This window comes from Kitasatospora sp. NPDC092948 (assembly GCF_044754805.1).
Lineage (GTDB): Bacteria > Actinomycetota > Actinomycetes > Streptomycetales > Streptomycetaceae > Kitasatospora.
In genome coordinates, this window is record NZ_JBIVPU010000007.1 from 90,527 (window position 1) to 103,911 (window position 13,385).

Consider the following 13,385-nt stretch of genomic DNA (forward strand, 5'->3'; position numbering starts at 1 on the left):
CGCACCCGCACAGCAGAAGCCCCCCGCTCGAACCGAGCGGGGGGCTTCTGCGTTGCCGTGCTGTGCGTTGCGTTGCCGTGCTGTGCGTTGTCCGGCCGGGGGCTCACGCGCCGCCGGTGTGGACCGAGAAGGCGCTGCGGCGGGCGGCGCGGGCCACCGCCGGGTCGGGGTGGACCGAGGCGACGGCCGTCAGGACGCTCGCGGCACGCGGGTGGCTGGACTGGCGAGCGCGGTTGAACAGGCGGACGGGCTCACCGGCCGACGCGCCCTCGACGTGGCCGACCAGCAGGTCGGTCTCGCCGTGGTCGAGCACGGCGGCAGCGGTGTCCACCCAGAGCCAGGCGGCGTCCTCCGCGCCGAGCACGTCGGCCGGGGAGGCGCCCCCCTCGTCCAACTGTTCGGCCAGCCAGAGCAGCGCGTAGGGCCGCAGCACGGCCTCCTCCACGGCGGCCCGGACGCCCTGCTCGGCGGTGGAGCCGGCCACCACCCGCAGCGCCTCGAAGGCGAGGCCGCGGACCAGCGCGTCCTCACCGCGGGCGGCCTCCAGGAGTTCCGCGACGGCCCGGTCGGCGGGGCGGGCGGCGACCCAGGCGCGGAACTCGGCGCGGGCCGGGCCCGGGCTGTAGTCGGCGCAGGCGCTGAGCAGTTCGAGGGCGCTCTGTTCGATGTGCCCGGCGGCGGTCTGCGCGACGGTGCAGATCTCCTCCAGTTTGGCGCGCACCGCCCAGTGGCCGAGCGGGGAGAGCTCGGCGGCCTCGTCCTGCCGGCCGAGCGCGCCGACGGCGGCCAGGCCGTCGAGCATCCAGTCCAGCACGGCGGCCACGTCGGCGGGCGCGTGCGGGGTGTCGATCTGCGGTTCCCGGCAGGTGCCGCGGACCGCGGAGACCGCGGAGGCGGCGTGCGGGACCGGGGACAGCGGGAAGGTGCCGGGGCCGAGGCGGCGCTCGTCCAGGCCGCGGCGCAGCAGTTCGAGCAGTTCGCTGTCGGCGACCGGCCCGTCCACCAGGTGCAGGAAGGACAGCAGCTGCGGGGCCTGGTCGACGGCCTGTCCGGCCAGCTGGGCGAACACGCCGCGCAGGGCGGCGGGCGGCACGGGGGCGAGCAGCGTCCAGGCGTCGAACAGCGCGGACCAGCCGCGGACCACGGCCTCGTCGTCGCGTTCCCAGGCGTGCAGGCGCCAGCCGGGACCGGCGCCGCCGTCGCGGAGCTCGACCAGGCCGACCAGCAGCGCCTGGCCCCAGGCGTTGGCGGCGGCGCCGACCGTCATGGCGAGGGCGCGGCCGGCGGCGCGGGCGTCCTCGGGGAGGAGTTCGCCGCGCTTGTCGACCTCGGTGAGCTCGCCGGCCCAGCGGGCGACGCGGACCGCGTCGGCGAGCATCCGGCGGGCCAGCGGGGCGAGCTCGGCGGGTGCGGGGAAGCCGTCCGGGACGGGCACTCGGCCCCGTCCGGGCTTGGCGGGTACCCGGCGGCGGTTGGCTGCGGGTACGGTGCCCTCCGCACGCCCGACGGCCGTTCCGGGCAGACGGGTCACCGTCGCACCGATGCGGCGGGGCGGGTGCGGGGCATCACGGTCGCGCGGGTTCCGAGACGTCACGCCGTGCAGTCTTCCCCTTGTACGGGCCTTCTGTCACATCGACTGCCGGCCTGTCTCGGCGCATTGTCCGAACCGTTCGAACAGTCGGTGGACAAGCCCGTGCAAAGCGGGACGAACCACTCCGCTTTGCGTCATGGACATGTCGCAAAGCGTGACCACTCCGAGATGAGGACGCGGCGGGACCGGTTCCGGTTCCGGCCGGAGGTCACCCGAAGGTCACCCGGAGGTCACAGCAGCGGGGTGAGGAAGCGGCGCAGCGTCTCGGTGTACCGGGCCGGGTCGGCGTTCCACAGCGCGGCGTGCTGCGCGTGTGGCACCGAGTGCAGGCTGACCACATCCGTGCGCCCGTCCGCGAGCCGTTCGGCGGCGGCCCACGGGCTGATCGGGTCGTCCGGGCTCTGCAGCAGCAGCGTGGGGGCGGGCAGATCCGCGCCGGACGCGATCCGGGCGAACCCGGCCAGGTCCACGCCGGTACGGCCCTGCGCGGCGAGGGCGCCGAGTTCGGCGAGCATCGGGGACGCCCCGGTCCGGGCGGACACCCGGCGCACCGACTCCTCCCAGTCCAGCACCGGGGAGTCCAGCACCAGCCCGGCGATCCGGCCCCGATGGGCGGAGCGGGCAGCGGTGTACATGGCGATGGTCGCCCCCATCGACCACCCGCACAGCACGACCCGGCCGGCGCCGTGCTCCAGCGCGGCACGGATCGCCGCGTCGACGTCCTGCCACTCGGTCTCACCGAAATGCGCCAGCCCGTCCGGCGAGGCGGGCGCACCGGCGTCGCCCCGGTAGGTGACGGTCAGGCCGGGCAGCCGCAGCGCGTGCAGCAGGGGCAGCACGGGCAGCGCCTGCGAGCGGTCGGCGGCGGCGCCGTGGATCAGCACCACGCAGGTGCCGCGGATGCCGGCGGTGCGCCACGCGGGGAAGGCGCCCAGTTCGCCGGGCACGGCGGTCTCGGCGTAGTCCAGGCCGAGCGCGGTGCGCGGGTCGCCGAGCAGCACCCGCGGGGTCAGCCGGACCTCCGTCCCGACCGCGAGGGTGCCGTGCTCGGCCCGCTCCAGCCGCCGGGTGACCCGCCCGCCGCCGGAGCCGAGCACCTCGCCCACCACCGCGTGGCCGCCCAGCCCCCACTCCAGCGCGTAGTGCCCCCGGCGGACGGTGTCCGCGGTCGCGGTCAGCACCACCCGGCCCGGGCCGAGCTCGTGCACGGTGACCGGCGGTGGCGGCTCGACCGTGCCCGGCTGCACCACCCCGTCCGACGCCTTCCGGCCGAGCAGCAGGAACGCCGCCACTCCGGTCCCTGCGGCGGCGGCTGCGACAACGGCGGCGGTTCCCCAACGCATGGCGGTCTCCCGGGTACTGGCGGTCCTGTGCCTCCAGTCCACCCGCCCACGGGCCGCTCGGCGAATCGGGGCACTGTCGCAGGTGGGCCATACGGTGCCCGGATGGCGACATTCCGATCGAGCTTCTCGTTGCTGCGCATGGTCGAAGCAGCGAGGGAACTCACCACCGCAGTGGACGTGCTCAAGGACATCTCGGCCGTCGAGCACATCATGGGCGGCTACCGCGACCGCTTGTACGGCAAGGGGCGGCCGCTGGTGGACGCGCTGGAGGAGGTCGCCCGGACGGCGATCCTGCACGGGGACTTCGACCTCGCCCAGCGCTTCCAACGGTTCGCCGCGTACGCCCGGGGCGACCTGTTCCTAGAGGTCCTGGAGTTGCACTACGACGAGCGGGCGCGCCAGAGAAGCGAGGAATACATCAGGCGCTACATCGCCGAAGGCGTCGACCGGGCCGTGACCATTCTGGAGATGCTCTGCCAGGACAATCCGGAGGCAACCGCCGCCGACGCCAGGGATCTCTTCCGGGGGCTCTCCAAATCGGTCGACCAGCTCGGCGTCGAGGCCGGTGAGAACGGAGTCAGACTCTCCACCCTGGATCTGCGGCGACTTCAGCGGTTCGGCCATATGGAGATTTTCCTCCGAAGCCTTCCGCAACTGTCCGCGGAGGACCTCCGGTTGGCCGAGGAGGTGCTGGCGGACGCCGACGCCGAACTGTTGACGCGAATGCTCGAATTCAAGGCTCGGAAGGCCGCGCTGGACACGCTCGGAGCCGCCGTCGACGATCCCGACAGCTCCGAGGGCGCGCTCCATGCCTGTCTGAAGAAGCAGGAGTGGATCTTCGGCGGGGCGTTCGTCGCGGAGCTGGCGCGCCGCCAGTACACCCCCGACACCATCCTCGACATACCCCTCCTGCGCGCCGACGGCTCCCTGCACGTCGTTGAGCTCAAGCGGGCGAACATCGAGAGCCTGGTCGTCCGACGGAGCGGCCACCTGATGCTCGGCGCACCGGCGCACCGCGCCGTCTCGCAGGCGATGAACTACCTCCGGACTCTGGACGAGAGCCGGCCGGAGATCCTGGCCAAGTACGGCGTCGACGCCCGCCGGGCCTCCGCGACCGTGGTCGTCGGCCACTCGCAGTACGTCGGCGGCGGAATCACCCCGTCGGAGGTGGCGGAGACGATCCGCACGTTCAATTCGCACAACTCCCGCATTGAAGTGATCACCTACGAAACACTGCTGGAGTCGGCCGCCCGCATGCTGGCGCTTTCGTCCCCGCAGGAGGAGACCGAATCATGACCGAAACCCGTCCCGGCATCGAGAAGCTGCTCTCCGAGCTGTGCGGCGAGCCGATCACCTCGAAGGACTATGTGGGCTATTTCCTGAACGAGCACGGCGAGGAAGTCGTCTTCGCGCAGCGCAAGGGCGAGAAGACCGCCCGCATGTGGCACAGCGACATGGATTGGCAGTTGATCCGGGTGGGCGACCACTCGGTCCGGGTCGGCGAGGTGCTTCCCGGGGTGACCACCGTGGAGGGGATGATCGTCGATCGGACGGAGGCGACCTGGCTGTCCTCGTGCCTCGCCGCCTCCCGCCACCTGCGGGCGAAGTGACGGCCCATCGGTCGACGACGGCGTGTGACCAAACCCTCCGTCACCTCGGTTGACTGGCCGGAACGGGGCGTGGTGGGATCTTCGGGCCAAACGGAGGCAAGCAGAGGAAGCCGGTGCGAGTCCGGCGCGGTCCCGCCACTGTGACCGGACACCCCGCGCGGGGGTGACCGGAAGTCAGGAGACTCTGGCCTTCGTTCCGTCGATCCAGGGCGCGGACCCTGAGTGAGGACACGACGCCATGCGGGCTGCCCCGTACCTGGTGGGCGCGGTCGCGGGATTCCTCGCGGACGCCCGGCTCGGAGACCCCCGGCGCGGACACCCCGTCGCCCTGTTCGGCACCGCCGCGGCCCGGCTGGAACGGCGGCTGTGGCGTGACCACCGCGGGGCGGGCACCCTGCACACCGCGCTTGCCGTCGGCGCCGTCGCGGGCGGCGCGGCGCTCGCCGCGCGGGCCGTCCGCCGTTCGCCGCTCGCCGCGGCGGCGCTGACCGCCGGCGCGACGTTCACCGTCCTCGGCGGGACATCGCTGACCCGGGAGGCCCGGGCGATCGGACGCTCGCTGGCCGCGGACGATCTGACGGCCGCGCGGGAGCGGCTGCCGCACCTGTGCGGGCGCGACCCCTCCGGGCTGGACGAGCAGCAGATCGCCCGGGCCGTGGTCGAGTCGGTGGCCGAGAACACCGCCGACGCGGTCGTCAACGCCCTGGTCTGGGGCGGCGTGGCGGGCGTCCCCGGGCTGTTGGCGTTCCGGGCCGTGAACACGCTGGACGCGATGGTCGGCCACAAGTCCGACCGCTACCGCCGCTTCGGCTGGGCCTCGGCCCGCCTCGACGACGTGGCCGGCTGGCCCGGCGCCCGCCTCACCGCCCTGCTGACCGTGGCCGCGTCCGACTCCCCCGCCCGGACCTGGCGGGTCTGGCGCCGGGACGGCTCCGCCCACCCCAGCCCGAACGCGGGCCAGGCGGAGGCCGCGTTCGCGGGCGCGCTCGGCGTCCGGCTGGGCGGCACCCTGCGCTACGGCGAGCGGGTCGAGCACCGCCCGGTCCTCGGCACCGGTCAGCCCCCCGTCGCCGTCCCCGACATCGAACGCGCCTGCCGCCTCTCCCGCCGGGTCGGCATGCTCGCCCTCGCCGTCACGGCCACCACGCGGTGCCTGATCCTCGCCGGGCGCGGACGGCGATCCGAGTGACCGCGCCCGCACGAAGCGGGGCACCCACGGGCGAACGGCCGAACCGGCCTACCGGACATCCGGACCGCTTCGGCACCGCAGCCTCCGTCGCGCGCCTCTCACCGCCGCCCGGCGGGACGTCCGCGCGCAGGCAGCTGCCCGTGCCGGTCCGTTCCTCCCGCTCTCTTCCCTTTCTCTTCTCCGAAGGAGGCCGTCCGTGAGCGGCGCGTTGTTGGTGGCCGGCACGACCTCGGACGCCGGGAAGAGTGTGGTGACGGCGGGGATCTGTCGGTGGCTGCGGCGGGAGGGGGTGCGGGTGGCTCCGTTCAAGGCGCAGAACATGTCGTTGAACTCGTTCGTGACGGCCGACGGGGCGGAGATCGGGCGGGCGCAGGCGATGCAGGCGCAGGCGGCGGGGGTGGAGCCGGAGGCGGCGATGAACCCGGTGCTGTTGAAGCCGGGGGCGGACGGCCGCAGCCAGGTGGTGCTGATGGGCCGGGCCGTGGCGGAGGTCGGGGCGCTGGACTATCGGGAGCGCAAGCCGGTGCTGCTGGAGCGTTCGTTGGAGTGTCTGGCGGATCTGCGGTCGCGGTTCGACGTGGTGGTGTGCGAGGGCGCGGGCTCCCCGGCGGAGATCAATCTGCGGGACCGGGACATCGCCAACATGGGTCTGGCGTCGGCGGCCCGGCTGCCGGTCGTGGTGGTCGGGGACATCGACCGCGGCGGCGTCTTCGCGTCGATGTTCGGGACGCTCGCGCTGCTCTCGCCGGACGATCAGTCGCTCGTCGCGGGCTGGTTCGTGAACAAGTTCCGCGGTGACGCGCGGCTGCTCGCGCCGGGGTTGGAGATGTTGCGGCAGTTGACGGGGCGGCCGGTGCTGGGGACGTTCCCGATGCTTCAGGGGCTGTGGCTGGACGCGGAGGATTCGCTGGATCTGGCGTCGGTGGCGCAGCGCCCGGCGGCGGGCGGCCCGGTGGGGGCGGAGGTGTTGCGGGTCGCGGTGGTGCGGTTCCCGCGGTTGTCGAACTTCACGGATGTGGATGCGCTGGCGCAGGAGCCGGGTGTGCTGGTGCGCTGGGCGACCCGTCCGGAGGAGCTGGCGGACGCCGACCTGGTGGTGCTGCCGGGGACGCGGGCGACGGTCGCGGATCTGGCGTGGCTGCGGGGCCAGGGTCTGGTGGAGCCGCTCGCGCGGCGCGTCGCGGCGGGGTTGCCCGTGCTCGGCGTGTGCGGCGGCTACCAGATGCTGGGCCGGGAGATCGTGGACGAGGTGGAGTCGCGGGCCGGCGCGGTGGACGGTCTGGGGCTGTTGCCGACCCGGGTGGTGTTCGGCGCGGAGAAGGTGCTGGCCCGTCCGACGGGTGTGGCGCTCGGCGAGCGGGTGGCGGGCTACGAGATCCACCACGGGGTGGTGGCGGTGGACGGCGGCGAGCCGTTCGTCACCGGTGCCGACGGTGCGGCCCTGGACGGCTGCCGGGTCGGGCCGGTGTGGGGGACGACCTGGCACGGGGTGTTGGAGAACGACGCGTTCCGCCGGGCGTTCCTGACCGCGGTCGCCGAGGCGTCGGGGCGGGCGTTCGTGCCGGCGCCGGACACCTCGTTCGCGACGGCGCGCGAGCAACGGCTGGACGCGCTGGGCGACTTGGTGGCGGAGCACGCCGACACGGACGCGCTGTGGAAGTTGATCGAGAACGGGGCGCCGACGGGTCTGCCGTTCGTGCCGCCCGGGCCGCCGGCCCCGGTGGAGATGGAGAGGGCGAAGTGACTGAACTGACCGATGTCCGTTACCCGTTCACGGCGATCGTGGGGATGGACGACCTGCGGCTGGGCCTGCTGTTGAACGCGGTGTCGCCGGCGGTGGGCGGCGTGCTGGTGCGGGGCGAGAAGGGCACCGCGAAGTCGACGATGGTGCGCGCCCTGGCGGGGCTGCTGCCGTCGATCGCGACGGTGGCCGGCTGCCGTTTCGCGTGCGATCCGGCGTCGCCGGACCCGCAGTGCCCGGACGGGCCGCACGCCGGTGCGGGGTCGGCGGAGCGTCCGGCGTTCCTGGTGGAGCTGCCGGTGGGCGTCTCCGAGGACCGGGTGGTCGGCTCGCTGGACCTGGAGCGGGCGCTCGCGGAGGGCGTGAAGGCGTACGAGCCGGGCCTGTTGGCGAAGGCGCACCGGGGCGTGCTGTACATCGACGAGGTGAACCTGTTGCAGGACCACCTGGTGGACCTGCTGCTGGACGCGGCGGCGATGGGGCGTTCGTACGTGGAGCGCGAGGGCGTCTCGGTGCGGCATGCGGCGCGGTTCCTGCTGGTGGGGACGATGAACCCGGAGGAGGGCGAGCTGCGTCCGCAGCTGCTGGACCGGTTCGGCCTGACGGTGGAGATCGCCGCCACCCGGGACGCGGACGAGCGTGCCGAGGTGGTGCGTCGCCGCCTCGCGTACGACGCCGATCCGGCCGGTTTCGGGGCGAGTTGGGACGCCCGGGAGCGGGAGCTCGCCGAACGGATCTCCGCTGCCCGCGAGTTGCTGCCGTCCGTCGAGCTGTCCGACCTGGCGCTGCGTCAGATCACGGCGGTGTGTGCGGCGTTCGAGGTGGACGGTCTGCGCGCGGACATCGTGATGGCGCGCACCGCGGTGGCGCTGGCCGCGTGGGCGGGGCGCGCCGAGGTTTTGGAGGAGGACGTCCGCAAGGCCGCGCAGCTGGCCCTGCCGCACCGGCGGCGGCGCAACCCGTTCGACGCGCCGGGCCTGGACCAGGAGCAGCTGGACCGGACGCTGGCCGAGCACCGGGCGCCGGAGGACGACGGCCCGGACGGCGACGGCCCTGACGGCGACGGGCCGAACGACGGGGGGCCGACCGACGACGGCCCCGGCGGCGGTCCGGACGGCGGCGGCGCCCCCGCCCCGTCCGAGCCGAACGAGCCTGCGGCGTCCGGGAGTTCGGAGGACGCGCCGGCCGCTCCGCCGCAGCAGCGGTCCGGCGGCGCGAAGTCGCCGGTGGCGGCCGACCGGCCGTACCGGACGCGGCTGTTCAAGGTGGACGGCACCGGCCGGGGCGCGCAGGGCCGGCGCTCCCCCGCCGAGACGGACGCCGGGCACACCGTTCGGGCGCGCCGTCCGCAGGGGCGGCTGACCCGGCTGCACCTGAGCGCGACGCTGCGGGCGGCGGCCCCGCACCAGGTGGCGCGCGGGCGGGACGGCCGGGCGCTGGTGCTGCGCCGGGACGATCTGCGCGAACAGGTGCGCCGGGGACGGGAGTCGAACCTGGTGCTGTTCGTGGTGGACGCGTCCGGCTCGATGGCGGCCCGGCAGCGGATGACCGCGGTCAAGGGCGCGGTGCTGTCGCTGCTGATGGACGCCTACCAGCGGCGCGACAAGATCGGCATGGTGACGTTCCGCGGCTCCGGCGCGGAGCTGGCACTGCCGCCGACCTCCTCGGTGGAGGTGGGCGCGGCCCGGCTCGAACAGCTGCCGACCGGCGGCCGGACGCCGCTGGAGGCGGGCCTGCTGCGGGCGCACGAGGTGCTGCGGGTGGAGCGGCTGCGCGACCCGGACCGCCGGGCGCTGCTGGTGGTGGTGACCGACGGCCGGGCGACCGGGGCCCGCGACGCGGTGGCGCGTTCGCACCGGGCGGCCGGGCTGCTGGCCGCGCAGGGCGTGGCCGCGGTGGTGCTGGACTGCGAGTCGGGCCCCGTCCGACTGGGCCTGGCACGGGAGTTGGCGGCGCACCTGAACGGTGACGCGGTCAGCCTGGACGAGCTGCGGGGCGACGGTGTGGCCGCGCTGGTGCGGGAGACCCGTTCGACGATGACCTCCGGTTCGACGACACGAAAGGCGGCGTGAGCCGACATGCCCAAGGGAGTTGCGGAGAACGTCCCGGACGACGGCCTGACCACCCGGCAGCGGCGGACGCTGCCGATCACGGCGGTGCACACCGGTCCGGGCAAGGGGAAGTCCACGGCGGCGTTCGGGATGGCGCTGCGGGCGTGGAACCAGGGCTGGCCGATCGGGGTGTTCCAGTTCGTCAAGTCGGCGAAGTGGAAGGTCGGCGAGGAGAACGCGCTGCGGGTGCTCGGCGAGTCCGGGCAGGGCGGCACGGTGGCGTGGCACAAGATGGGTTCGGGCTGGTCCTGGGTGCAGCGCGACATCGAGTCGTCCGAGGAGGCGGCCCGCGAGGGCTGGGCGCAGGTCAAGCGGGACTTGGCGGCCGAGACGTACCGGTTCTACGTGCTGGACGAGTTCACCTACCCGCTGCACTGGGGGTGGATCGACGTGGCGGAGGTGGTCGAGGTGCTGCGGGAGCGGCCGGGCAGCCAGCACGTGGTGGTGACGGGCCGCAACGCGCCCGAACCGCTGCTCGAACTGGCCGACCTGGTCACCGAGATGACGAAGCTGAAGCATCCGATGGACGCCGGCCGCAAGGGCCAGCGCGGTATTGAGTGGTAGATCGTTGAACGACAGCATTCCTCGGCTGGTGGTGGCCGCCCCGTCCTCCGGCGCGGGCAAGACCACGGTGGCGACCGGCCTGATCGCGGCCTTGACGGCGCGCGGGCTGAAGGTGTCGCCGCACAAGGTCGGCCCGGACTACATCGACCCCGGCTACCACGCGCTGGCCGCCGGGCGTCCGGGCCGCAACCTGGACGCCTGGATGAGCGGCCCGGAGCGGATCGCCCCGCTGCTCGCGCACGGCGCGGCCGGGGCGGACGTGGCGGTGGTCGAGGGCGTGATGGGCCTGTACGACGGGGCCGCCGGGCGGGGCGAGTTGGCGTCCACCGCGCAGGTGGCGAAGCTGCTGCGGGCGCCGGTGGTGCTGGTGGTGGACGCCTCCTCGCAGTCCCGTTCGGTGGCGGCGCTGGTGCACGGCTTCGCGTCCTGGGATCCGCAGGTGCGCCTCGCCGGGGTGATCCTCAACAAGGTGGCCTCGGACCGGCACGAGACGCTGCTCCGGGAGGCCCTGGAGGAGGGCTCCGGGGTGCCGGTGCTCGGCGCGGTGCGGCGGGCGCAGGCGGTGGACACCCCGTCCCGGCACCTGGGCCTGGTGCCGGCCGTGGAGCGCTCGGCGGAGGCGCTGCGCGCCGTGCGCGAGATGGGCGAACTGGTGGCCGCCTCGGTCGACCTGGACGCGGTGCTGGCCCTGGCCCGGACCGCCCCGCCGCTGTCCGCGGACCCCTGGGACCCGGCGGCGGAGGTCGAGCCGTTCGCCGGCCCGCGGCCCCGGATCGCGCTGGCGGGCGGCGCGGCGTTCTCGTTCTCGTACGCGGAGAACGCCGAACTGCTGGCCGCCGCCGGGGCCGAGGTGGTGCCGTTCGACCCGCTGCACGACGAGCGACTTCCGGAGCGGACGGCCGGGTTGGTGATAGGCGGCGGCTTCCCGGAGGTGTACGTCTCCGAGCTCAGCGCGAACGCGTCGCTGCGGGCGGCGGTCGCCGAACTGGCCGCGAGCGGCGCGCCGGTGGTCGGCGAGTGCGCCGGACTGCTGTACCTGGGGCGGGAGTTGGACGGCCTGCCGATGTGCGGGGTACTGGACGCGACGGCCCGGATGACGCCCCGGCTGACGCTCGGCTACCGGGAGGCGGTGGCGCTCGCCGACTCCCCGCTCGCCGCGGCCGGGTCCCGGGTGCGCGGGCACGAGTTCCACCGCACCGCCACCGACCCGGCGGCCGGCCCGTCCCCCGCCTGGGGCTGGCGCACCGCCACCGGCCCGCAGACCGAGGGCCACCTGCACGGCTCGGTGCACGCCTCGTACCTGCACCTGCACTGGACCGGCGCCCCGGCGCTGCCGAGCCGCCTGGTGCGGCACGCCGCCGCCTGGGCGGCCTCGCACGACGGGAGTTGACGACGGACCGGCCGCGCGGGCTCTCCCCGGAGTGCCCGCGCGGCCGGCGGGCGGTCGGACCGCCCCGGCGTGGTCAGACCGCCTGGTTGCCCGGGTGCTTGGCGGGCTCCTCCTGCTGGGTCGCCAGGCCCAGCGCGCGGCGCAGCGAGATGATCTCGTCGTCGCCGAAATTGTCGTCGGCGAGGCCCAGTTCACGGCGGAGCGTGGCGTTGTCGGCGGCCTTGGACGCCAGCAGGTAGTGGCCGGCGGCGGCCTTGGACTTGGCCACCAGCCGGTCGACGGTCGCCTTGTCGGCGGTGGTCCAGTGGGCGGCCTCCAGCTGGGAGGCCTGTCGGCTCGCCGCCGCGCTCATGTCCTTGGCCCAGGCCCGGTACGCCTGCGGGTCGTCCTCGACCTCGACGTCCTCGTCCGGGCCCTTGGCCCACGCCTTGTCGAACTGGTTGGTGGCGTCCAGCAGTTGGCGCTGGTCGGCGGTCAGGCTGCTGGAGAACTTCTGCAGCGCGCCGGTGCGCGAGGACTTGTCGTGGTTGCCCAGGAAGCAGACGATGCGGTGGGTCGCGGAGTCCTTCCAGGACGCCCGGTCGGGGTAGAAGTAGAAGGTGGAGACCTCGTCCGGGATCGACCAGGTGTCCGCCACGTAGGTGTCCACCTGGTCCATGCAGAGCTTCTCGGCCTCCGCCGTCATCACGTCGTCGCCCGGGTACGTGGCGCCCTTCTCCTCGGTGGCCTGCGTCCAGTAGGCCTCGCCGAAGTGCGCGGACGCGCAGTCGACCACCTTGGCGTTGCCGAGCCCGACGCGTTCGAAGCACTGGCCCGGGGTCAGCCGGAACGGCGAGTTCGCGGCGAGGCCCGACTTCCCGGCGGGCGAGACGGTCGAAGGCCGGGAGCCGCTGTCGTCGAAGTCGTCGGAGCTGAAGAGGCCGCCGATCACCGAGAGCGCGAACAGCACCATGCCGATGCTGCCGGCCACGATGCCGGAGGTCGCCAGCGCCCTGCCGCGCTCGCCGGTCCGCTTGATCTGCCGCAGCGCGGCGATGCCCAGGCCGATGCCGATGAAGCCGAGGTAGCAGCAGAGCACGCCGACGATCAGCGAGGCGATGGCCAGGTTGTTGGTGTACAGCGAGCGCTGCGGCACCGGGTACATCGGAGGCCCGACCGGCGAACCCGGCGCTCCGGGCGGCGGGTACCCGCCCGTCCCCCACGGCTGCTGAACACCCGTCGGCGCCCACGGATTGCCCCCGCCGGGCCCGGGAACCGCGGTGCCGGGCGGCACGGGGGTGCTGGGCGGCGGCACGGGCGCGCCGGGCGGGGCCGCGGCCCACGGGTTCGCGGGGGCGGGGCCGGGGACGGGCGGGACCGGCGCACCGGGCGGAACCGCGCCGGGCGCGGGCGGCGGCGGCGCGGTGGGCAGCGCCCACGGGTTCACGGGCGCGGGCGGGACGCCGGGGGCCGGCGGGGCATCGGCCGGGACGCCGGGGGCAGGCTCGGTACCTGCGGGGACAGGCTCGGCGCCGACGGCGACGGGTGCGGCGGTCTCCGGCGCGGCGGGCTGCTTGGCGAAGGAGATCGCGGCCGGCGCGGGGTCCTCGGCTGCCCCGGTGGCGTCTCCGGCTTCTCCGACTTCTCCGGCCTCTCCGGCTTCTGCGACGGGGGCCTCGGGTTCGGGCGCTCCCGGCTCCTTGTCGAAGGAGATTCCGGCCACCGGCGCGACGCCCTCGGCGTCCGCTGCGGGGGGCGTGGCGGGTGTGGTCGGGGAGTCGTTCCGGGCGGCGTCGGGGCCGGCCTCCCCGGAGCGCTCCTGGCCGAACGACATGGGTTTCTCCCCTGGACGTGGAACTGTTCGACG

10 protein-coding genes and 1 riboswitch are annotated in these 13,385 nt (G+C 74.6%); of the genes, 7 read left to right on the forward strand and 3 right to left on the reverse strand.

Annotation, left to right across the window (positions count from 1 at the left end; genetic code table 11):
• Positions 1–103: 103 nt before the first annotated feature.
• The gene (locus tag ACIQF6_RS21855) at positions 104–1,435 is read right to left on the reverse strand and encodes a hypothetical protein (RefSeq protein ID WP_400897447.1); all 1,332 of its coding nucleotides are present in this window, start codon (positions 1,433–1,435) and stop codon (positions 104–106) included.
• Between the two features lie 386 nt (positions 1,436–1,821).
• Positions 1,822–2,934, reverse strand: coding sequence for an alpha/beta fold hydrolase (locus tag ACIQF6_RS21860; protein ID WP_400897449.1), 1,113 nt, complete (start codon positions 2,932–2,934; stop codon positions 1,822–1,824).
• Positions 2,935–3,036: 102 nt separating this feature from the next.
• Between ACIQF6_RS21860 and ACIQF6_RS21865 the strand changes: the two genes are divergently transcribed.
• From ACIQF6_RS21865 to ACIQF6_RS21895, 7 genes are all read left to right on the forward strand, one after another.
• A complete protein-coding gene (locus ACIQF6_RS21865) occupies positions 3,037–4,230 on the forward strand; it encodes a Shedu anti-phage system protein SduA domain-containing protein (protein WP_400897451.1) in 1,194 nt (397 codons plus the stop codon).
• Entirely contained in the window at positions 4,227–4,544 is a 318-nt protein-coding gene (locus ACIQF6_RS21870) for a hypothetical protein (protein WP_400897453.1), read from the forward strand. The genes ACIQF6_RS21865 and ACIQF6_RS21870 overlap by 4 nt, the downstream gene beginning before the upstream one ends.
• A 102-nt stretch (positions 4,545–4,646) precedes the next feature.
• Positions 4,647–4,729, forward strand: a riboswitch (cobalamin riboswitch).
• Between the two features lie 53 nt (positions 4,730–4,782).
• On the forward strand, positions 4,783–5,733 hold the full coding sequence (locus tag ACIQF6_RS21875) for a cobalamin biosynthesis protein (RefSeq protein ID WP_400897455.1): 951 nt from the start codon (positions 4,783–4,785) through the stop codon (positions 5,731–5,733).
• Between the two features lie 196 nt (positions 5,734–5,929).
• The gene (locus tag ACIQF6_RS21880) at positions 5,930–7,477 is read left to right on the forward strand and encodes a cobyric acid synthase (protein ID WP_400897457.1); all 1,548 of its coding nucleotides are present in this window, start codon (positions 5,930–5,932) and stop codon (positions 7,475–7,477) included.
• Positions 7,478–7,521: 44 nt separating this feature from the next.
• Positions 7,522–9,546, forward strand: a complete 2,025-nt coding sequence (locus ACIQF6_RS21885; RefSeq protein WP_400897820.1) for a putative cobaltochelatase — start codon at positions 7,522–7,524, stop codon at positions 9,544–9,546.
• A gap of 6 nt (positions 9,547–9,552) precedes the next feature.
• Positions 9,553–10,149: a cob(I)yrinic acid a,c-diamide adenosyltransferase gene (cobO, locus tag ACIQF6_RS21890; protein ID WP_400897459.1), complete on the forward strand. Its 597-nt coding sequence runs from the start codon at positions 9,553–9,555 to the stop codon at positions 10,147–10,149.
• 4 nt (positions 10,150–10,153) lie between these two features.
• Positions 10,154–11,539 (forward strand): cobyrinate a,c-diamide synthase, encoded by a 1,386-nt coding sequence (locus ACIQF6_RS21895; RefSeq protein ID WP_400897461.1) that lies wholly within the window; start codon positions 10,154–10,156, stop codon positions 11,537–11,539.
• A gap of 73 nt (positions 11,540–11,612) precedes the next feature.
• Here the strand turns inward: ACIQF6_RS21895 and ACIQF6_RS21900 are convergent, their stop codons facing one another.
• Entirely contained in the window at positions 11,613–13,352 is a 1,740-nt protein-coding gene (locus ACIQF6_RS21900) for a DUF4190 domain-containing protein (RefSeq protein WP_400897463.1), read from the reverse strand.
• Positions 13,353–13,385 lie beyond the last annotated feature (33 nt).